This window comes from Streptomyces sp. 63XJN7_1_ISO-PGPR-S23-121 (assembly GCF_056173025.1).
Map to the genome: position 1 here is coordinate 1,477,819 of NZ_CM149653.1, position 20,480 is coordinate 1,498,298.

At 72.8% G+C, this 20,480-nt stretch carries 20 protein-coding genes and 1 pseudogene; 17 read left to right on the forward strand and 4 right to left on the reverse strand.

The window, feature by feature from the left end; all coding sequences use genetic code 11:
* Nucleotides 1–9 precede the first annotated feature (9 nt).
* Together AC0VYN_RS06880 and AC0VYN_RS06885 are read left to right on the forward strand one after the other, a co-directional pair.
* Nucleotides 10–276 (forward strand): DUF4190 domain-containing protein, encoded by a 267-nt coding sequence (locus AC0VYN_RS06880; protein ID WP_475535213.1) that lies wholly within the window; start codon nucleotides 10–12, stop codon nucleotides 274–276.
* A gap of 91 nt (nucleotides 277–367) precedes the next feature.
* Nucleotides 368–1,531 (forward strand): cysteine desulfurase family protein, encoded by a 1,164-nt coding sequence (locus tag AC0VYN_RS06885; RefSeq protein WP_475535214.1) that lies wholly within the window; start codon nucleotides 368–370, stop codon nucleotides 1,529–1,531.
* Between the two features lie 80 nt (nucleotides 1,532–1,611).
* On the opposite strand, the gene AC0VYN_RS06890 is transcribed toward AC0VYN_RS06885, so the two are convergent.
* Nucleotides 1,612–2,331: an N-acetylmuramoyl-L-alanine amidase gene (locus AC0VYN_RS06890; protein WP_475535215.1), complete on the reverse strand. Its 720-nt coding sequence runs from the start codon at nucleotides 2,329–2,331 to the stop codon at nucleotides 1,612–1,614.
* 60 nt (nucleotides 2,332–2,391) lie between these two features.
* Here AC0VYN_RS06890 and mnmA point away from each other — a divergent pair, with 60 nt between their 5' ends.
* Nucleotides 2,392–3,522: a tRNA 2-thiouridine(34) synthase MnmA gene (mnmA, locus tag AC0VYN_RS06895; RefSeq protein WP_475535216.1), complete on the forward strand. Its 1,131-nt coding sequence runs from the start codon at nucleotides 2,392–2,394 to the stop codon at nucleotides 3,520–3,522.
* A 22-nt stretch (nucleotides 3,523–3,544) separates the two neighbouring features.
* Here mnmA and AC0VYN_RS06900 read toward each other — a convergent pair whose 3' ends face one another.
* Together AC0VYN_RS06900 and AC0VYN_RS06905 are read right to left on the reverse strand one after the other, a co-directional pair.
* Nucleotides 3,545–4,324: an alpha/beta fold hydrolase gene (locus tag AC0VYN_RS06900; protein WP_475535217.1), complete on the reverse strand. Its 780-nt coding sequence runs from the start codon at nucleotides 4,322–4,324 to the stop codon at nucleotides 3,545–3,547.
* Between the two features lie 37 nt (nucleotides 4,325–4,361).
* Complete coding sequence (locus tag AC0VYN_RS06905) at nucleotides 4,362–4,685, reverse strand: DUF427 domain-containing protein (RefSeq protein WP_475535218.1); 324 nt, start codon at nucleotides 4,683–4,685, stop codon at nucleotides 4,362–4,364.
* Nucleotides 4,686–4,780: 95 nt separating this feature from the next.
* On the opposite strand from AC0VYN_RS06905, the gene AC0VYN_RS06910 reads away from it, so the two are divergent.
* The 10 genes from AC0VYN_RS06910 (at nucleotide 4,781) to gatB (ending at nucleotide 16,069) form a co-directional block, all read left to right on the forward strand.
* On the forward strand, nucleotides 4,781–5,320 hold the full coding sequence (locus AC0VYN_RS06910; protein WP_475535219.1) for an LOG family protein: 540 nt from the start codon (nucleotides 4,781–4,783) through the stop codon (nucleotides 5,318–5,320).
* A gap of 27 nt (nucleotides 5,321–5,347) precedes the next feature.
* Nucleotides 5,348–6,037, forward strand: coding sequence for an SDR family oxidoreductase (locus AC0VYN_RS06915; protein WP_475535220.1), 690 nt, complete (start codon nucleotides 5,348–5,350; stop codon nucleotides 6,035–6,037).
* A gap of 20 nt (nucleotides 6,038–6,057) precedes the next feature.
* Nucleotides 6,058–7,071 (forward strand): methionine synthase, encoded by a 1,014-nt coding sequence (locus AC0VYN_RS06920; protein WP_475535221.1) that lies wholly within the window; start codon nucleotides 6,058–6,060, stop codon nucleotides 7,069–7,071.
* A gap of 15 nt (nucleotides 7,072–7,086) precedes the next feature.
* On the forward strand, nucleotides 7,087–9,279 hold the full coding sequence (ligA, locus tag AC0VYN_RS06925; protein WP_475535222.1) for an NAD-dependent DNA ligase LigA: 2,193 nt from the start codon (nucleotides 7,087–7,089) through the stop codon (nucleotides 9,277–9,279).
* Between the two features lie 262 nt (nucleotides 9,280–9,541).
* A complete protein-coding gene (locus AC0VYN_RS06930) occupies nucleotides 9,542–11,761 on the forward strand; it encodes a putative bifunctional diguanylate cyclase/phosphodiesterase (RefSeq protein WP_475535223.1) in 2,220 nt (739 codons plus the stop codon).
* Nucleotides 11,762–11,906: 145 nt separating this feature from the next.
* Complete coding sequence (locus AC0VYN_RS06935; RefSeq protein WP_475535224.1) at nucleotides 11,907–12,425, forward strand: cupin domain-containing protein; 519 nt, start codon at nucleotides 11,907–11,909, stop codon at nucleotides 12,423–12,425.
* An 82-nt stretch (nucleotides 12,426–12,507) separates the two neighbouring features.
* Nucleotides 12,508–12,804, forward strand: a complete 297-nt coding sequence (gene gatC, locus AC0VYN_RS06940) for an Asp-tRNA(Asn)/Glu-tRNA(Gln) amidotransferase subunit GatC (RefSeq protein ID WP_070023066.1) — start codon at nucleotides 12,508–12,510, stop codon at nucleotides 12,802–12,804.
* Between the two features lie 5 nt (nucleotides 12,805–12,809).
* Nucleotides 12,810–14,303, forward strand: a complete 1,494-nt coding sequence (gene gatA, locus AC0VYN_RS06945) for an Asp-tRNA(Asn)/Glu-tRNA(Gln) amidotransferase subunit GatA (RefSeq protein WP_385462666.1) — start codon at nucleotides 12,810–12,812, stop codon at nucleotides 14,301–14,303.
* Nucleotides 14,300–14,542: a hypothetical protein gene (locus tag AC0VYN_RS06950; protein ID WP_475535225.1), complete on the forward strand. Its 243-nt coding sequence runs from the start codon at nucleotides 14,300–14,302 to the stop codon at nucleotides 14,540–14,542. The genes gatA and AC0VYN_RS06950 overlap by 4 nt, the downstream gene beginning before the upstream one ends.
* A gap of 15 nt (nucleotides 14,543–14,557) precedes the next feature.
* A complete protein-coding gene (gatB, locus tag AC0VYN_RS06955) occupies nucleotides 14,558–16,069 on the forward strand; it encodes an Asp-tRNA(Asn)/Glu-tRNA(Gln) amidotransferase subunit GatB (RefSeq protein WP_475535226.1) in 1,512 nt (503 codons plus the stop codon).
* A 67-nt stretch (nucleotides 16,070–16,136) separates the two neighbouring features.
* On the opposite strand, the pseudogene AC0VYN_RS06960 reads toward gatB, so the two are convergent.
* Nucleotides 16,137–16,477: pseudogene (locus tag AC0VYN_RS06960) on the reverse strand (SAM-dependent methyltransferase); the annotation flags it as partial.
* A gap of 164 nt (nucleotides 16,478–16,641) precedes the next feature.
* On the opposite strand from AC0VYN_RS06960, the gene AC0VYN_RS06965 reads away from it, so the two are divergent.
* The 4 genes from AC0VYN_RS06965 (at nucleotide 16,642) to AC0VYN_RS06980 (ending at nucleotide 20,430) form a co-directional block, all read left to right on the forward strand.
* Entirely contained in the window at nucleotides 16,642–18,888 is a 2,247-nt protein-coding gene (locus AC0VYN_RS06965; protein WP_475535227.1) for an MMPL family transporter, read from the forward strand.
* On the forward strand, nucleotides 18,866–19,441 hold the full coding sequence (locus AC0VYN_RS06970; protein ID WP_451691217.1) for a GNAT family N-acetyltransferase: 576 nt from the start codon (nucleotides 18,866–18,868) through the stop codon (nucleotides 19,439–19,441). The genes AC0VYN_RS06965 and AC0VYN_RS06970 overlap by 23 nt, the downstream gene beginning before the upstream one ends.
* Before the next feature lie 35 nt (nucleotides 19,442–19,476).
* Nucleotides 19,477–20,049: a hypothetical protein gene (locus AC0VYN_RS06975; protein WP_475535228.1), complete on the forward strand. Its 573-nt coding sequence runs from the start codon at nucleotides 19,477–19,479 to the stop codon at nucleotides 20,047–20,049.
* Between the two features lie 195 nt (nucleotides 20,050–20,244).
* Complete coding sequence (locus AC0VYN_RS06980; protein ID WP_385462650.1) at nucleotides 20,245–20,430, forward strand: hypothetical protein; 186 nt, start codon at nucleotides 20,245–20,247, stop codon at nucleotides 20,428–20,430.
* Nucleotides 20,431–20,480 lie beyond the last annotated feature (50 nt).

Sequence of the window (20,480 nt, forward strand, 5' to 3'; positions counted from 1 at the left end):
GAGAACGCCGTGCAGCTCACCGCACCGGCCACCCGCCGGACCGGTATCCGGGACACCGACGGCATGGCCGTCGCGTCCTTCGTCCTCGGCCTCCTCGGCCTGCTCGTCCTCAACGTCTTCCTGGGCCCCGTCGCCATCGCGCTGGCCGGCGTCGCCCTGTGGCGGGGCACCGCCCGCCGCGGCCGGGCGCTCCTCGGTCTCGGCCTGGGCGTCGCCGACCTGCTGGTCCTGGTGGCCTTCATGTCCGCGGACAACACCATGTCGTGGAGTCTGTGAGCCACCCGACACCCGGACCGGTCCCGGTCCGCCGAAGAGACCGGCCTTGATCCGTGGCCGGGCCGGGCGGCCCCGTAGAATCGGCCCCACCATGGCTTACCTCGACCACGCCGCGACCACCCCGATGCTCCCCGAGGCGGTCGAGGCACTCACCGCGCACGTGGGCGCCACCGGCAACGCCTCCTCCCTCCACGCGTCCGGCCGCCGCGCACGGCGCACCGTCGAGGAGGCCCGCGAGACCCTCGCCGACGCCCTCGGCGCCCGCCCCAGCGAGGTCGTCTACACCTCCGGCGGCACCGAGGCCGACAACCTCGCCGTCAAGGGCCTGTACTGGGCCCGCCGCGACGCCGACCCGGCCCGCACCCGCGTCCTGGCCAGTCCCGTCGAGCACCACGCCGTCCTGGACGCCGTCCACTGGCTCGGTGAGCACGAGGGCGCGACCGTGGAGTACCTGCCGGTCGACGCGTACGGCCGCGTCCACCCCGAGGCGCTGCGCGAGGCCATCGCCCGCGACCCCGCGGACGTCGCCCTCGCCACCGTCATGTGGGCCAACAACGAGATCGGAACGGTCATGCCGGTCCGTGAACTCGCCGACGTGGCAGCCGATTTCGGCGTCCCGCTGCACGCCGACGCGGTCCAGGCCGTGGGGCAGCTCCCGGTCGACTTCGCCGCCTCCGGGCTCGCCGCGATGACGGTTTCCGGCCACAAGATAGGCGGCCCCTACGGCATCGGCGCGCTGCTGCTGGGCCGCGAGTACAGCCCCGTGCCCGTCCTGCACGGCGGCGGCCAGGAACGCCACGTCCGCTCCGGCACCCTCGACGTGCCCGCCGTCGCCTCCTTCGCGGTCGCCGGCCGCCTGGCCACCGAGCAGCGCGAGTGGTTCGCCCGCGAGATCGGCGCCCTGCGCGACGCCCTGGTCGACGCGGTCCGTTCGGCGGTCCCGGACGCCGTCCTCGGCGGCGACCCGGTGGACCGGCTGCCGGCCAACGCCCACTTCACCTTCCCCGGCTGCGAGGGCGACTCCCTGCTCCTCCTCCTCGACGCCCAGGGCATCGAGTGCTCCACCGGCTCCGCCTGCACCGCCGGCGTCGCCCAGCCCAGCCACGTCCTGCTGGCCACCGGCACGGATCCCGACCTCGCCCGCGGCACCCTGCGCTTCTCGCTCGGCCACACCTCCACGGCGGACGACGTGGAGGCGCTCGCCAAGGCGATCGGCCCGGCGGTGGAACGCGCGCGGGCGGCGGGGCTGTCCTAGGTGTACTGCCCAGCCAGGTTGGTCGAGTTTGTGTGACGACACGCTCCAGCCCGCGGCACCGCCGTACGCGACGGGCCGGGTCAGACGCCGGTGCTGCCGGCCCGCCCGGCGGTGGGACCGGGCGACGGCCCGCTCGTCGCGGCCCGCCGGACCAGCTTCATGTAGCGGTCCCAGTCCCAGTGCGGACCCGGATCGGTGTGGTCGGTGCCCGGCACCTCCACGTGCCCGATGACGTGCTCGCGGTCGACGGGTATGTCGTACCGCGCGCAGATGCCGGCGGTCAGCCGGGCCGAGGCGGCGTACATCGCCTCCGTGAAGTCCTCCGGCCGGTCCACGAAACCCTCGTGCTCGATGCCGACACTGCGTTCGTTGTAGTCCCGGTTGCCCGCGTGGTAGGCCACGTCCAGCTCGCGGATCATCTGGGTGACGTGCCCGTCCTGGCCGACGATGTAGTGCGTGGCCGCCTTGTGACCCGGGTCCTGGAACGCCTTCACCGCGCTCGCGAAGCTGCCCTGCGTGACATGGACGACCACCATGTCGATGCCGAAGTCGTCGGGCCGGTCCGCACGCCGCCAGTTCGCGTCCGACGCCGCCACCCACCGGGCGCCCGCGTAGTCGACGGCGCCCTCCTCGCGCGGCTTCTCCACGCCCGGCGTACGCCACCACAGCCGCGCCAGCTCGTCACGCGCCAGCACCGCCGTGCCCAGGGCCGCCGCCGCGCCGCCGACGATCAGCGTCCGGCGCCCGAGGTGCCGGTCCGCATCCCTGGGTCCGCCCGTGGACCCGCTCTTCGCCCCCATGCGATCTTCAACGCATACTCGCGCGCTCCGGTTCCCGCGCCCCCTTACTCTGGAAGGGTTATGACTGACACCCCGCAGCGCACCCGTCCCCTCCGCGTCCTCGCCGCCATGTCGGGCGGAGTCGACTCCGCCGTCGCCGCCGCCCGCGCGGCCGAGGCGGGGCACGACGTGACCGGCGTCCACCTGGCGCTCTCCGCCAACCCGCAGTCCTTCCGCACGGGCGCACGGGGCTGCTGCACCATCGAGGACTCCCGCGACGCCCGCCGCGCCGCGGACGTCATCGGCATCCCGTTCTACGTGTGGGACCTCGCCGACCGCTTCCGCGAGGACGTGGTCGAGGACTTCGTCGCCGAGTACGAGGCCGGGCGCACCCCGAACCCGTGCCTGCGCTGCAACGAGAAGATCAAGTTCGCCGCCCTGCTGGACAAGGCCCTCGCGCTCGGCTTCGACGCGGTCTGCACCGGCCACTACGCCAAGGTGATCCTGAGCGAGGACGGCACCCGCGAACTGCACCGCGCCTCCGACATGGCCAAGGACCAGAGCTACGTCCTCGGCGTGCTGGACGACCGGCAGCTCGCGCACGCGATGTTCCCGCTCGGCGACACGCTCACCACGAAGGACGAGATCCGCGCGGAGGCCGAGCGCCGGGGACTGGCCGTCGCCAAGAAGCCCGACTCGCACGACATCTGCTTCATCGCCGACGGCGACACCCGGGGCTTCCTCGCCGACCGCCTCGGCAGGGCCGAGGGCGACATCGTCGACGAGTCCGGCTCCAAGGTCGGCACCCACGAGGGCGCGTACGGCTTCACCATCGGCCAGCGCAAGGGCCTGCGGATCGGCACCCCCGCCCCCGACGGCAAGCCCCGCTACGTCCTCGACATCTCCCCGGTGGACAACACGGTCACGGTCGGCCCCGCGGCCGCACTCGACGTCACCGCCCTGTCCGCGATCAAGCCCCGCTGGTGCGGCGCCGCCCCGACGGGCCCCGGCACCTACACGGCCCAGCTGCGCGCCCACGGCGGCGAGACCGAGGTGACGGCGGAACTCGTCGACGGCTCCCTCGAGGTCTCCTTCACCGAGCCCGTCCGGGGCGTCGCCCCCGGTCAGGCGATCGTGCTGTACGACGGCACGCGCGTGGTCGGCTCGGCGACCATCGCCTCCACCGTGCGCGCGACGGCCGGCGTGGCCTGAACCACCCGGCGCGCGGACCGGTTCACGCGGCGAAGAACTCCGCCAGCACCGGCGCCAGCACGCCCGGCTCCACCATGTGGCTCTGGCCCCCGAGGGCCCGGTACGTGCCGTCGGGCACGGCGTCGGCGACGGCCCGTGCCGCCTCGCGCATCCACGCGGCGCCCGCGTCGCCCGCCAGGGCCAGCACGGGCACGGTGATCTCCGCCAGCCGGGACCGCGGCACCCGGGCGTCGCCCATCACCGCGTCGTCGTACGCGAGGCTCGGCGCGACCGACTCCAGGCCGGCCCACATCGGCGACTGGCGGGCGCCCCGGATCATCTCCTCGCCCAGGCCGGTGAGCCGCAGGAACAGCTCCACCGCGTCCCCGCGCCGGCCCTGCCCGAGCGCCTCGCCCAGCCGCTCGGTGTACTCCGCGCGGGCCCGCGCGGCGTCGTCGTCCATGGCGTACGGCACCTCGTACACGGCGGCCCGGCGCACCGGCAGGCCGCTCGCCGCCGCCCGCAGCACCAGCGCGCCGCCCGACGAGATGCCGTACAGGGACGCCTCGCCGCCGACCACCCCGATCAGGGCCGCCAGGTCCTCGACCTCGCGCTCCACGGCGTAGGGCGCCGTGTCACCGCTCTCGCCGCGGCCCCGGCGGTCGTACACGGTGACGTCGAAACGGTCCGACAACTCCGCGGCCAGGGGCGCCACAGTCGCACCCGTGGACATCGCGCCGCTGACCAGGATGACGGCCGGCCCCTGCCCGGCGCGCTCGTACGCGATGCGTGTGCCGTCAAGCGAAAGGGTCTTCTTGTTCATATTTGTGCACATTGCCCTACGGCACGCGTTTCATCCCTCAGGACACCTCGACGTCGTAGAAACACAGGTGGTCCTTGATCTCCGCCACGTCCGGCTTCGGGTCCGGGTAGGCCCAGACGAGGTCCGCCGTGTCCGGCAGCGACCAGTAGGACGCGTCGCCCTTGAACGGGCAGTGCGTGCGGGTGCCGGACGGCGTCAGCAGGTCCAGGCGTACGTCCTCGGCCGGGAGGTAGTACCGGTCGGGACAGCCCGTCTCGCGCAGGACCAGTGCCCCGTCGCTCTCCGCCAGGACCTGCCCGCCGTGCACCACGCGCACGTGCCGGTCGCTCCGCTCGATGGTGATGCGATGACCCTTCGTCACGATGCTCGCTCCTCCTCGGTTGGCCACGTCTGTCCTTACAGCGTGCGCCGGAGCCGGGTTCTTCCCGGGCGGCACCACCGCCGTACCGTGGGCGCATGAACATCTGCGTCTTCCTCTCCGCCGCCGACCTCGACGAGCGCTACAGGCGCCCCGCGAAGGAGTTCGGCACCCTCCTCGGCAAGGGCGGGCACACGCTCGTGTGGGGCGGTTCGGACACCGGGCTGATGAAGGTCGTCGCCGACGGCGTGCACGAGGCCGGAGGCAGGCTGCTCGGCGTGTCCGTGGACTTCCTGGCGGCCAAGGCGCGCGAGGGCGCGGACGAGATGGTGATCGCCAAGGACCTCGCCGAGCGCAAGCGGCTGCTGCTGGAGAGGGCCGACGCCGTGGTGATCATGGTGGGCGGCACCGGCACCCTGGACGAGGCGACGGAGATCCTGGAGCTGAAGAAGCACGGGCACACCGACAAGCCGGTCGTCCTGCTCAACACGGAGGGCTTCTACGACGGCCTCAAGGAGCAGTTCCGCCGCATGGAGGACGAGGGCTTCCTGCCGCGTCCCCTCACCGAGCTGGTCTTCTTCGCCGAGGAGCCGGTCGGCGCGCTGGCCTACCTGGAGGAGAGCCAGGGCGTGGCGTGAGCCGGCGATGATGCGAGCATGGCGGGCATGGCTACACATGTGATCACCGGAGCGGGCTCCGGCATCGGCGCGGCCGTGACCCGCCGCCTGCACGAGCGCGGCGACGAGGTCGTGCTGCACGCGCGCGACGCGGGCCGCGCTAAGGAACTGGCGGCCGCGTTCCCCGGCGCGAAGACGCTGGTCGGCGACCTGGCGGACCCCGAGAAGCTCTCCTGGGCGTTCTCCCACCAGACGCTGCCCGACCGCGTCGACTCCCTGCTGCACATCGCGGGCGTGGTCGACCTCGGCCCGGTCGGCGACCTCACCCCCAGGACCTGGCGGCACCAGCTCGGCGTCAACCTGGTCGCCCCCGCCGAGCTGACCCGTCTCTTCCTGCCCCAGCTCCGCGTCGCCCAGGGCCACGTCCTCTTCGTCAACTCCGGTTCCGGGCTCAACGCCCACGCCGGCTGGTCGGCGTACGCCGCCTCCAAGCACGGTCTGAAGGCCCTGGCCGACTCCCTGCGCCAGGAGGAGCACGCGAACGGCGTCCGCGTCACCTCCGTCTACCCCGGCCGCACCGCCAGCCCCATGCAGGCCAAGGTCCACCGGCAGGAGGGCAAGGAGTACGACCCCGCGCGGTGGATCGACCCCGAGTCGGTCGCCACGACGATCGTCATGGCCCTGGACCTCCCCCGGGACGCCGAGGTCAACGATCTGACGGTGCGCCCGGGGCGGTGACGGCGGCTTAGGCTGGCCGGGTGAGCGACAACAGCCAGACCAGCCCGCGTTTCGGCCCCGCGACCGGCGTCGGTTCCCTGCCGGGGGACGACGCGCGCGAGGCCGTCAAGACCGCCACCGGCACCTTCGAGGACTTCCCCTTCCTGCCCGAGCTGCCCGCCCGCGGCCCCGGCGCCGACATGATCGGCCGCAGCGCCGGGATGCTCGTCGAGCTGTACGCGCGCGTGGAGCCCAGCGGCTGGCGCCTCGGCGACCGCCCGGGCCGCGACACCAAACGGGCCCGGGCCTGGCTGCGGGAGGACCTCGACGCGCTCGAGGAGTTCACGCAGGGTTACGAGGGGCCGCTGAAGGTCCAGGCCGTCGGTCCCTGGACCCTGGCCGCCGCCCTGGAACTGCGAGGCGGCGAGGCCGTCCTGTCCGACGCCGGTGCCACCCGGGACCTCGCCGCCTCCCTCGCCGAGGGCCTGCGCCTGCACCTCGCCGAGGTGCGGCGCCGCGTGCCCGGCGCGACGCTCGTGCTCCAGCTCGACGAGCCGTCCCTCACCGCGGTGCTGCGCGGCCAGGTGCGCAGCGCCAGCGGCTACCGCACGTACCGGGCCGTGGACCGGCAGGTCGTGGAGGCGACCCTCCGGGACACCGTCGGGGTCCACGGCACAGGGCCCGTCGTGGTCCACTCCTGCGCCCCCGACGTCCCGTTCGCCCTGCTGCGCCGGGCCGGCGTCGCGGGCATCTCCTTCGACTTCTCCCTCCTCACCGAGCGTGACGACGAGGCGATCGGCGAGGCGGTCGAGGGCGGTACGCGGCTGTTCGCCGGTGTCGTCCCGGGCACGGACACGGCATTGTCGGACCCTGCCGGTAGCGTCATGGGTGTCAGGACGCTGTGGCGCAGGCTGGGGCTGCATCCGGGGCTTCTCGCGGAGGCGGTGACGGTCACTCCGTCGTGCGGACTCGCGGGCGCGTCCCCCGAGTATGCCCGCGGGGCCCTCGCCCACTGCGTCCGGGCGGCGAGATCCCTCGCGGACAACCCAGAGTAACGGGAGGACCACACGGTGGCCGGCGACAAGCAAGCGGAGACCACGAACGTGCCCGCCGAGGCGCGCGAGAAGCACGTGCAGCTCGCTGAGCAGATCGAGGAACACCGCTTCCGGTACTACGTGAACGACGCCCCCGTCATCACCGACGCGGACTTCGACCGGCTGCTGCGCTCCCTGGAGGAACTGGAGGAGGAGTACCCGGAGCTGCGCACCCCGGACTCCCCGACCCAGAAGGTCGCCGGGTCCTACGAGACGGAGTTCACGGCCGTCGAGCACCGTTCCCGCATGCTCTCCCTGGACAACACATTCAACGACGAGGAACTAGCCGCCTGGACCGAGCGCATCGCCAGGGAACTGGGGGAGCAGGAGTACCACTTCCTGTGCGAGCTGAAGGTCGACGGACTCGCCGTCAACCTCACCTACGAGCGCGGCCGCCTCGTCCGCGCCGCCACCCGCGGCGACGGCCGCACCGGTGAGGACATCACCCCCAACGTCCGCACCATCGCCGAGATCCCGGAGCGGCTGCACGGCGACCGGCTTCCCGACCTCGTGGAGATCCGTGGCGAGGTCTACTTCCCGATGGAGAAGTTCCAGGAGCTCAACGCCCGGTTGAACGAGGCGGGGGACAAGCCCTTCGCCAACCCGCGCAACGCGGCGGCCGGTTCGCTCCGCCAGAAGGATCCGCGGGTCACCGCCACCCGCCCCCTGCACATGGTGGTCCACGGCATCGGCGTCCTGGAGGGCTACTCGGGCATGACCCGGCTCTCCCAGGCCTACGACCTGCTCAAGACCTGGGGCCTGCCCACCTCCCCGCACAACAGGGTGGTCGACGGCCTCGACGGCGTACGCGAGTTCATCGCCCACTACGGCGAGAACCGGCACTCGGTGGCCCACGAGATCGACGGCGTCGTCGTGAAGCTCGACGAGATCCGCCTCCAGGGCCGGCTCGGCTCCACGGCCCGCGCCCCCCGCTGGGCCATCGCCTACAAGTACGCGCCGGAGGAGGTCAACACCAGGCTCGTCGACATCAAGGTGGGTGTCGGCCGCACCGGCCGCGTCACCCCGTACGCGCAGGTCGAGCCGGTCACCGTGGCCGGCAGCGAGGTGGAGTTCGCCACCCTGCACAACCAGGAGGTCGTCAAGGCCAAGGGCGTGCTCATCGGCGACACCGTGGTGCTGCGCAAGGCCGGTGACGTCATCCCGGAGATCCTCGGCCCGGTCGCCGACCTGCGCGACGGCAGCGAACGCGAGTTCGTGATGCCGGCCGAGTGCCCCGAGTGCGGTACGCCGCTGCGGGCCATGAAGGAGGGCGACATCGACCTCCGCTGCCCCAACGCCCGCAGGTGCCCGGCCCAGTTGCGCGGCCGCCTCTCCTACCTCGCCGGCCGGGAGTGCCTGGACATCGAGCACTTCGGCGACGTAGTGGCCGCCGCGCTGACCGCGCCGCTGGAGCCGGCCGACGCCCCGCTGGTGGACGAGGGGGACGTATTTGACCTCACCGTCGAGAAGCTGCTGCCCATCAGGGCGTACGTCCTCGACCCGGACAGCGGGCTGCCCAAGCGCGACCCGAAGACGGGCGAGGAGAAGATCGCCACGGTCTTCGCCAACAAGGAGGGTGAGCCCAAGAAGAACACCCTCGCGCTGCTGAAGCACATCGAGGAGGCGAAGACCCGGCCGCTGGCCCGCTTCCTCAACGGCCTCTCCATCCGGTACGTGGGGCCGGTCGCCGCCCAGGCCCTCGCCCGGGAGTTCCGCTCCATCGACCGCATCGAGCAGGCCACCGAGGAGGAGCTGGCGGGCACGGACGGGGTCGGCGGCACCATCGCCGCCGCCGTCAAGGAGTGGTTCGCCGAGGACTGGCACCGCGAGATCGTCCGCAAGTGGAAGGCGGCCGGAGTCCCGCTCGAGGACCGGTCGACGGGGGAGGACGAGGGCCCGCGCCCGCTGGAGGGACTGACGGTCGTCGTCACCGGCACCCTGGAGGAGTTCACCCGGGACGGAGCCAAGGAGGCCCTCCAGAGCAGGGGTGCGAAGGTGACCGGTTCGGTGTCCAAGAAGACCTCGTTCGTCGTGGTCGGCGACAGCCCGGGGTCGAAGTACGACAAGGCCGTGCAGCTGAAGGTGCCGGTCCTGGACGAGAGCGGTTTCACCGTCCTGCTCGAACAGGGACCCGAGGCGGCTGCCGATGCCGCGCTTTCGGCCGAGTAATAGCGGTTGAAGGCCACCCGATCGGCGCATACCAGATGCATACGGGTGGCCGGGTCGCATTCGGGCAACCGTCGGCGACCGGTGCCCCAGGAAGCCTTCCGCGGCCTACTGTTGAGGGGTGCGCCTGCCGTGCCCAGCCGCGGCCGGGGGCATCCCCCTGCCCCAAGGAACAGGGGGAAGGGTTTACCAGCGCGGAGCCGTTGAGGGTTGTCGGGCGCAGGGCCGCGTGGCGTGGGCACCGCCGGCTGTGAGAGGGACGGGAATGAAACCGACCGAGAGCGCCGCCGCGGGCTCACGGCCGCGTCCGCGGCACCTGGCGGGGACGTGGCACGTGAGCCGGTGGCTCGGGCAACGAGGTGGCGGCGCACGCCACCCCGCGGCGGACGCCCCGGGCACCGCGCCGTCGGCCGCCGGCCCGTCCGCGCCGGCCGGTACCGACGCCGAACGGCGCCCGTACTGGCCCGCGTTGCCCGCCGCGGTGGTGGCCGCGGCCGGATTGGTCCTCGCTGCCGGCTTCTACGGCGCCTTCGCCGAGGGCCACGCCCTCTTCCCGTCCGGCACCGCCGGCTGGTCCCTCGCCGTGCTGACCGGCATCGTCGTCGGCCACCTGGTCATGCTCGGCCGCTCCCGCTGGTGGGGCGGCACCGGCTCGGGCGCCGCCCTCACCCTCGCCGTGCTGCTGCTCTACGGCTGGGTTCCGGCCGGCATGGTCAGCCTCACCGTCGTCGTCCTGGTCGGCGTCGCCCGCCGGGGCCGCTGGCGCCAGGGCGTCCTGCACGGCGCGGTGGACATCCTCGGCGTCGCGGCGGGTGCCCTGCTGCTGGGCGTCTGCGGCTCCGTACCGTCCGTGGAGCACCCCTGGGACCCGAACACCTGGGGCGTGTACGCGGCGCCCAAGGTGGTGCTCGTCGCCGTCGCCTACCTCGCCGTCACCCGCGCCCTGCTCTGGTACCTGCACACGCCGCGCGCCGGACTGCCCACCGTCGCCCGCACCGCCCTGGTCAGACACGGCCTGGTGGCCGTCGCGCTGCTCGGCATAGCGCCGCTGGTCTGCGTGGTCGCCGTCGCCAAGCCGCTGCTGCTGCCGCTGTTCTCCATCCCGCTGATCGCCCTCGACTCCACGCTGTGGATCGCCCGCGCGCGGGCGGAGGAGCAGCTGCGCGACCCGCTGACCGGGCTGCCCAACCGGCAGTGGCTGCTGGAGCGGACCTGGGCCGCGCTGGACGACGCCGAACGGGTCGGCGCCCGCGCCGTCCTGATGCTCATCGACCTCGACCGTTTCCGGTCGGTCAACGACACCCTCGGACATCTTGCCGGTGACCGGCTGCTGTTGCAGACCGCCGACCGGCTGCGGCTGGCACTGCCGCGCGGGGCGGAGGCCGCGCGGCTGGGCGGTGACGAGTTCGCCGTCCTGCTGCCGGTCGCCGACTCCACCACCTCGGCGACCCGGGTCGCCCGGGGGCTCGTCGCCGCGCTCAGCTCCCCGCTCGACCTGGACGGGCTCACCCTCGTCCTGGAGGCCAGCGCGGGAGTCGCCGTCTTCCCCGACCACGCGCTGGACGCCGAGGGGCTGCTGCGCCGGGCGGACGTGGCGATGTACCAGGCGAAGCGGGACCGCACGGGGGTCGAGGTCTACGAGTCCAAGCGCGACTCCAACACCCCGGACCGGCTCGGGCTGCTGGGCGATCTGCGCCGGGCCCTGGACGCCCACGAGGTCCGGCTGCACTACCAGCCCAAGGTCCGCTTCGACGGGCAGGTGGCCGGCCTGGAGGCACTGGTCCGCTGGGTGCACCCCGAGCGCGGCAGCGTGCCGCCCGACGAGTTCATAGCGATCGCCGAGTCCTCCGGGCTGATGCCGCACCTGACGGAGTACGTGCTGGAGACGGCGCTCGGCCAGGTCGCCCAGTGGCGGGCCCAGGGCCTGTTCGTGCCGGTCGCGGTCAACGTCTCCCCGCGCGACGTCCACACCCCCGGCTTCGCCGGCTCGGTCGCCGCGCGGCTGGCCCGGCACGGTGTCCCGGCCGGGGCACTCCAGCTGGAGATCACCGAGCACGTCCTGCTGGAGGACCCGCAGCGCGCCGCCGACACCCTCGCGGGACTGACCGCGCACGGCGTGAAGATGTCCCTGGACGACTTCGGCACCGGTTACTCCTCCCTCGTGCACCTGCGCCGGCTCCCGGTCAGCGAACTCAAGATCGACCGCTCGTTCGTGGCCCGGCTGGCCGTCGACACCGAGGACGCCGAGATCGTGCGCTGCACCGTCGACCTCGCGCACTCGCTCGGCCTGCTGGTCGTCGCCGAGGGCGTCGAGGACGACGAGACCTGGGAACGCCTGCGCGACCTCGGCTGCGACGCCGTCCAGGGCTGGCTGGTCGCGGCGGCGATGCCGCCCGAGGAGACCACGGCGTGGCTGCGCGCCCGGGGCTCACGCGGCTGGGTCCGCCCCGCCGCGGCGCTCCCCGCGGCGGCGACCGACGAGTGACACGCCCGCCCGCCGGCGACCCGGTGCCGCATCCGGGGGTACCCGTGCGTGCGGCGCGCGGGCCGGCGCGTCGGCGGTGGTTTGATCGGGGCGGGCTGCCCCGAGCCGTCCGGACACACCCGTACCGTCGCCGAGAGGTCCGACGATGTCGCTGTTCGTTCCGAAGTCCCACGAGTCCGTGATCGTCCGCGAGGCCGAGGCGGAGGTCGTCGGCCGCGCGCCCACCACCGTGCGCCTGCTGGCCGACAGCAGCGCGACCGGTGGCGCCCTGTCCACCCAGCGCGTCACCCTCACGGCGGGCGCCGACGGCGCCAAGCCGCACTGGCACGACAACTCCGCCGAGATGTTCTTCCTGCTCGACGGCGCCGCCGACATCCTCTCGGGCGACGAGGTCGTCACCGCCGGCCCCGGCGACCTCGTCGTCGTCCCGCCCGGCAGGCCGCACGCCTTCGCCGCCGTGCCCGGAGCCGACGCCGACCTGCTCATCGTCCTCACACCCGGCGTGGAGCGCTTCGAGTACTTCCGCCACCTGCAGCGCATCCGTCTCGGCCAGGTCCCGCCGGAGAGCATCCTCGACGTCCAGGACCTCTACGACAACCACTTCCTGAGCAGCGAGATCTGGGACACCCGGCGCCGGGGAGCCGCACCGGGGGAAACCGTTTAACGGCCACCCGGCCCGGCCCCATAGGATTGGGCCCGAACCGATCGGCCCGAAAACACCCACACTCACCCCAGAGGAACGCTGCATGCCTGGCATCACGCGCGAGGAGGTCGCCCACCTCGCCCGGCTGGCGCGTCTGGAGCTGAAGCCCGAAGAGCTCGAGCACTTCGCGGGACAGCTGGACGACATCATCGGCGCGGTCGCCCGCGTCAGTGAGGTCGCCGACCAAGACGTACCGCCGACCTCTCACCCGCTGCCGCTGACGAACGTCATGCGCGCGGACGAGGTCCGTCCGTCGCTCACGCCCGAGCAGGCGCTCTCCGGCGCCCCGGCCCAGGAGCAGCAGCGTTTCAAGGTGCCGCAGATCCTGGGGGAGGAGTAACCGCCATGAGCGACATCATCAAGCTCACCGCGGCCGAGATCGCCGCGAAGATCGCCTCCGGCGAACTGACCGCGGTCGAGGTCACCGAGGCCCACCTGGCCCGCATCGACGCCGTCGACGAGAAGGTGCACGCCTTCCTGCACGTCGACCGCGAGGGCGCGCTCGCCCAGGCCCGTGCCGTGGACGAGAAGCGGGCGCGCGGCGAGAAGCTCGGCCCGCTGGCCGGCGTCCCGCTGGCGCTCAAGGACATCTTCACCACCGAGGGCGTGCCCACGACCGTCGGTTCGAAGATCCTCGAGGGCTGGATCCCGCCGTACGACGCGACCGTCACCAAGCGCCTGAAGGCCGCCGACGTCGTCATCCTCGGCAAGACCAACATGGACGAGTTCGCCATGGGGTCCTCCACCGAGAACAGCGCCTACGGACCGACCGGCAACCCCTGGGACCTCACCAGGATCCCCGGTGGCTCCGGCGGCGGCTCCTCCGCGGCCCTCGCCGCCTTCCAGGCCCCGCTCGCCATCGGCACCGACACCGGCGGCTCCATCCGCCAGCCCGCGGCCGTCACCGGCACGGTCGGCGTCAAGCCGACGTACGGCGGCGTCTCCCGCTACGGCATGGTGGCCTTCTCCTCCTCCCTCGACCAGGGCGGCCCCTGCGCCCGCACGGTCCTGGACGCGGCCCTGCTGCACGAGGTGATCGCCGGGCACGACCCGATGGACTCCACCTCCATCGACGCCCCGGTCCCCGCGGTCGTCGAGGCCGCCCGCAACGGCAGCGTCGCCGGCATGCGCGTCGGCGTCGTCAAGCAGTTCCGCGGCGAGGGCTACCAGGCCGGCGTCATCCAGCGCTTCGACGAGTCCGTCGAACTGCTCAAGGAACTGGGCGCCGAGATCGTCGAGCTGGACTGCCCGTCCTTCGACCTCGCCCTGTCGGCGTACTACCTGATCGCCCCCTCCGAGTGCTCCTCCAACCTCGCCCGCTTCGACGGCCTGCGCTACGGCCTGCGGACCGGCGACGACGGCACGCACTCCGCCGAGGAGGTCACCTCCCTGACCCGCGAGGCCGGCTTCGGCCCCGAGGTCAAGCGGCGCATCATGCTCGGCACGTACGCCCTGAGCTCCGGCTACTACGACGCGTACTACGGCAGCGCCCAGAAGGTCCGCACCCTCATCACGCGGGACTTCGAGAAGGCGTTCGAGCAGGTCGACGTGATCGTCTCCCCGACGACCCCGACCACCGCCTTCGCGATCGGCGAGCGCGCCGACGACCCGATGGCGATGTACCTGGCCGACCTGTGCACCATCCCCACCAACCTGGCGGGCAACGCGGCCATGTCGCTGCCCTGCGGCCTCGCTCCCGAGGACAACCTGCCGGTGGGTCTGCAGATCATCGCCCCCGCCATGAAGGACGACCGGCTGTACAAGGTCGGCGCCGCCGTCGAGGCCGCCTTCGTGGAAAAGTGGGGCCACCCGCTGATCGAGGAGGCTCCGTCGCTGTGAGCAAGGCACTGTCGAAGGCCAAGGGCTTCAAGAAGTCCAAGTCGGGCCTGTACCTGTCCATGGCCACCACCGCGTTCGGCGCGGTCAGCGTCGCCAAGCAGGCGAGGCTGGCCCGCACCGAGAGTGACACGCTCCGTCTGGTCGACGCCGCCGTGTCCGCCGCCGCCATCGTCACCGGCCTCGCCATCCTCTACCGCGAGCTGAAGCGGCTGGGCGACGACGACGTCCTGCTGGGCTGAGAGGGAAGTTTCACCGTGACCATCACGACCGACCTGGTGTCGTACGAGGACGCGCTGGCGTCGTACGACCCCGTCATGGGCCTCGAGGTCCATGTCGAACTCGGCACCCGGACCAAGATGTTCTGCGGCTGTTCGACCGCACTGGGCGCCGACCCCAACACCCAGACCTGCCCCGTCTGCCTCGGCATGCCCGGCGCGCTCCCGGTCGTCAACGCGACCGGCGTCGAATCGGCGATCAGGATCGGCCTCGCGCTGAACTGCGAGATCGCCGAATGGTGCCGCTTCGCCCGGAAGAACTACTTCTATCCGGACATGCCGAAGAACTTCCAGACGTCCCAGTACGACGAGCCGATCGCCTTCGACGGCTACCTCGACGTGCAGCTGGAGGACGGCGAGACCTTCCGCGTCCAGATCGAGCGCGCCCACATGGAGGAGGACACCGGCAAGTCGACGCACGTCGGCGGCGCCACCGGCCGTATCCACGGCGCGTCCCACTCCCTGCTGGACTACAACCGCGCCGGCATCCCGCTCATCGAGATCGTCACCAAGCCGATCGAGGGCGCGGGGGAGCGTGCGCCTGAGGTCGCGCGGGCGTACGTCCGCGAGCTGCGCGAGGTCATCCGCGCCCTCGGCGTGTCCGAGGCCCGGATGGAGATGGGCCAGATGCGCTGCGACGTCAACCTGTCGCTGCGCCCGAACGGGACCGAGAAGTTCGGCACCCGCTCGGAGACCAAGAACGTCAACTCGCTGCGGTCCGTGGAGCGCGCGGCCCGCTTCGAGATCCAGCGGCACGCGGCGGTCCTCTCCTCGGGCGGCACCATCGTCCAGGAGACCCGCCACTTCCACGAGGACACCGGGTCCACGACCTCGGGCCGGGTGAAGGAGGAGGCCGAGGACTACCGGTACTTCCCGGAGCCCGACCTGGTGCCGGTCGCCCCGTCCCGCGAGTGGGTCGAGGAGATCCGGTCCGCGCTGCCCGAACTGCCGCTGGTGCGCCGCAACCGGCTCCGCGAGGAGTGGGGCGTCTCCGGCACCGACATGCAGGCGATCCTCAACGCCGGCGCGCTGGACCTGATCGTCGCCACGATCGACGCCGGTGCCGACGCGGCCTCCGCCCGCAAGTGGTGGATGGGCGAGCTGGCCCGCAGCGCCAACGAGTCCCAGAAGGCGCTGGACGAGCTGGCGATCACGCCGCAGCAGGTCGCCCGGGTCACCGAGCTGGTCACGAAGGGCGACCTGAACGACAAGCTGGCCCGCCAGGTCATCGAGGGCGTCCTCGCCGGCGAGGGCACGCCGGACGAGGTCGTCGACAAGCGCGGCCTCAAGGTCGTCTCCGACGAGGGCGCGCTGACCGCCGCCGTCGACGAGGCCATCGCCGGCAACCCGGGTGTCGCCGACAAGATCCGCGGTGGCAAGGTGGCCGCGGCCGGCGCCCTGGTCGGCGCCGTCATGAAGGCGACCCGGGGCCAGGCCGACGCGGCCCGCGTCAAGGAGCTGATCCTGGAGAAGCTGGGCGTCGAGGGCTGACGCCGCTCCTCACCGCCTCGGGGGATGCACCGGTCACGGTGCGTCCCCCTCGGCGTACGGCACGGCGTCACGCCGTCCGGCGCCCCACGACCCGGGTGAAGCCCAGCGCATGCCCCTGGTCGGCGCGCGGCAGCTCCATCGAGTCGCGGGCCATCCCCGCCACGAACTCGCCCGGGCTCTCCGTCGCACACATCTCGCTCCACCGCGGCCAGTCCCGCCGGCCGTCCGGCTGCCAGCCGGCCGCCTCGACCCCGACGGCCCCGCTGCGCGTCCGGTGCCGCCGTCACCAGGCGGGCGAGTGGAACGCCAGAAGCCCGGATCCCAGTACGGCTGCGGATGCTCCGGCGGCTCCACGCCCTCCGGTTCCTCCCGCAGCGCCGGCACGACCACACCGGTCCGCCCGCCGGGCGGACCGTCTCCCGGTTCTGTGAATAAGGACACGAACTCCGCAAACGATCACGTTCGGCTGAAAGAGTGTCCTCGCATCGCTCATGCGTTCTTTGCGGGCTGTTCACACCATGAACGTCGGTTCCCGGACAAAGATCCACAATCAGACATCTGGGAGCACGTTCGTGGCAGCCCTCGCACGCTGGTGTGTTCGACGTCGCCTCACCGCCGTCCTGCTCTGGCTGCTCGCCCTCGGCGGCGTGGCCACGGCCGCCACGGTCGCCGGCTCCGCGTACTCCAACGACTACGGCATCCCCGGCACCGGCTCCGACCGCGCCTACCGGCTGCTCGAATCCGGCTTCCCCGGCCTCGGTGGCGACAGCGACACGATCGTCTGGCACACCACGGGCGGCAGCGTCCGCGCCGCCGACGTCGAACAGGCCATGACCCGGACCCTGGACCGCGTGGCGGACCTGCCCGGGGTGGCCGGGGTGACCAACCCGTACCAGGACCCCGACTCGCCCCGGATCAGCGAGGACGTCCGCACCGCGTACGCCACCGTCACCTTCGAGGACGCCTCCCAGGACATCGACGCCGGCCAGGCGCGGGCCGTGGTCGACACCGCCGAGGCGGCCGAGACCGACGGGCTCCGGGTCGAACTGGGCGGCAGCGCCATAGCGCTCACCGAGACCGGCGACGGGCACCTCGCCGAGGCCGTCGGCGTGGCCGTGGCCGCGGTCGTCCTCTTCCTCGCCTTCGGCTCCGTCGCCGCGGCCCTGCTGCCCATCGCCACCGCGCTGGTCTCCGTCGGCACCGCCTACGCCGGCATCACCCTCCTCGGCCACGCCATGACCGTCGCCGACTTCGCGCCCATGCTGGGCACCCTCATCGGCCTCGGCGTGGGCATCGACTACGCGCTGTTCATCGTCACCCGGCACCGGCGCGGACTGAAGCGGGGCCTGTCCGTCACCGAGGCCGCCACCGACGCCGTCGCGACCACCGGACGAGCCGTCGTCTTCGCGGGCGCCACCGTCTGCATCGCCCTCCTGGGCATGCTGATCCTCCGGCTCAGCTTCCTCAACGGGGTCGCCCTCGCCGCCTCGCTGACCGTGATCCTCACCGTCGCGGCCTCCGTGACCCTGCTGCCGGCCCTGCTGTCGTACATAGGCCCGCGCGCCCTGAGCCGGCGCGAGCGGCGCCGGCTCGCCGAGCACGGACCCGAGCCGGAGGTGCCCACCGGGTTCGCCGCCCGCTGGTCGGCCTTCGTCGAGCGCCGGCCCAAGCTGCTCGGCGCCCTCGCCCTCGTCGTCGTCACCGTCCTCGCCCTGCCCACCCTCGGCCTGCGCCTGGGCACCTCCGACCAGGGCAACGACCCCCGGGGCACGACCACCCGCCAGGCCTACGACCTGCTCGCCGACGGCTTCGGCCCCGGCGTCAACGGCCCGCTCACCCTGGTCGCCGAGGTCCGCGGCGCCGAGGACCGCCTCGCGCTGGACAACCTCGACGCCACCCTGCGCAGCACCGAGGGCGTCTCCTCGGTCACACCGGTGACGTACAACTCCGGCGGCGACGCCGCGTACCTCACCGTCGTACCCGAGTCGGCGCCGCAGTCACGGCAGACCAGCGACCTGGTCGAGCGGCTGCGCTCCGAGGTGCTGCCGCGCACCGAGTCCGGCACCGCGCTCGACGTCCACGTGGGCGGCGTGACGGCCGGCTACGACGACTTCGCCGACGTCATCGTCGGCAAGCTGCCCCTCTTCGTCGGCGTCGTCGTCGGTCTCGGCTGCCTGCTGCTCCTGCTGGCCTTCCGCTCCGTCGCCATCCCCCTCAAGGCCGCGGCCATGAACGTCGCCGCCGTGGCCGCCGCCTTCGGCGTCGTCGTGGCGATCTTCCAGTGGGGCTGGGGGAGCGAGCTGCTCCGCCTCGGCAGCGCGGGGCCGATCGAGCCCTTCCTGCCCGTGATCATGGTGTCGGTGCTCTTCGGGCTCTCCATGGACTACCAGGTCTTCCTGGTCAGCCGGATCTACGAGGAGTGGCTGGAGACCGGCGACAACCGCCGTGCCGTCCGGGTCGGCCTCGCCGAGACCGGCCGCGTGATCAACTCCGCCGCCGTCATCATGATCTCGGTCTTCCTCGCCTTCGTCCTCAGCGGCGACCGGGTGATCGCCATGTTCGGCATCGCGCTCGCCGCCGCCGTCGCCCTGGACGCCTTCGTCCTGCGCACTCTCCTGGTGCCGGCCCTGATGCACCTGCTCGGCCGCGCCAACTGGTGGCTGCCGCGCCGCCTGGACGCCGTCCTGCCGCGCATCAGCATCGAGCCGCCCGAATGCCGGGCCGCCCATGAGAGGCTGGCCGCGGTGACGGACGCCGAGGTGGCGGACGTCCTCGCGGAGGAGGAACGGCAGCGGGATGTACGCGATATCACTGGGTGACGACGGAGCCGAACTGCGCCCCCTGGAGACCTGGCACGCCGAGGAGTTCCTGGCCCACCTGGACCGCGGCCGGGACTTCATCACCGAGCACATCCCCTTCGGGGCGAAGGCCACCGACGTCGACTCCGCGCGCGAGGTGCTCCAGGCCTACGCCGACCGGCACGCCGCCGACAGCGGCTTCCTGCACGGGCTGTGGCTCGACGGCACGCTCGTCGGCGGGCTGCTGTACCGGGTCTTCGACGCCGCCACCGGCGTCTGCGAGATCGGCTGCTGGCTGGAGCCCGCCGCGACCGGCCGGGGCCTGGTCACCCGCGGCGCCCGCGTCCTGATCGACTGGGCCTTCGACGAGCGCGGCATGCACCGCGTGGAGTGGCACGCGTCGTCCGCGAACACCCCCAGTGTCAACGCGGCCCGGCGGCTCGGCATGACGCGTGAGGGCGTGCTGCGCGAGACCTTCCCCTACCGGGGCGTCCGCCAGGACACGGAGGTGTGGGCGGTGCTCGCACCCGAGTGGCGTGCGGCACGCGCGCGGGACGCTCACAACGATCATTAAGGGACCTCTCAGAGAGCGTCCGTACGGTGCGAGGCATGGGAACGAACACAGTGGACGAGACCGCCGGCAGGACCGACCTGGACAAGGTGGCCGCGACCGACGCCACCGAGAACCCGGCCGCGGACGGTGACGCCACCGCGGTCGACGACCCCGCGGTGGACAGGACCGACGCCGACACCGACGCCGACGCGGGTGCCGTCGAGAAGGACGGCCCGACGGGCGTCGGCCAGGGCGCCGGTGCCGTCGTCTCCGCCGGGCTGGGCATCGTGTCGCTCACCGGGAGCTGGGTCGGCACCGTGGCCTCCGCTCGAGAGCAGGTCTTCGGGCAGCTGGAGACGACCCAGTCCTCCGACGTCCAGACCATGCTCGAGAAGGGCTACGGCGACGCCTGGCAGGCCACGGCGCTGTGGGGCGGCCTGTTCGCCCTGGTCGCGCTGATCGTCGGCGTCGTGGTGCTGGTCCGGCCCGCGTTCGGCGCGCCCGGCAAGCCGCAGGCCGCGTGGATCAAGTCGGTCTCCTGGGCCGGCGTCGCGCTGGGCGTGATCGGCCTGATCCTCGCCGTGCTCAAGTACACCGACGTGCTGATGGCCGTGCCGTCCGTGGGCTGACGTCCCCGCGGCCCGTGAGGGGTCTTAGGGCAGCCACGCGCCCCCGGCGCGCGCCCTAAGGCCCCTCATCCGCGTCTAAGGCCCCGCCCGGGCGCCGAAGATGCGGAACCTGCCCGATGTGGCAGACCCCCCTGGGAGACGAAGGTTGAGGCATCGCAGCAAGCGACACCACCACCTCTCACCAAGGGACACACCATGTACGAGTACGAGGTCCAGCAGCTCCGCGCCGCCGAACTGGTCCGCCGGGCCGACCAGGCGAGGCTGGCCCGCGAGGCCGTCCGCGCCCGCCGCGCCGCCCGCCGGGATGCCCGCCAGGACGCCGCCCCGGCGGAGAGCCATAGGTCCCGGCCGCGCCGGCACCGGTTCGCCGGCATCGCGTGAACAGGGGCACCGGGGAGGGAGGCCGCACGGCCTCCCTCCCCGTCGTCGTG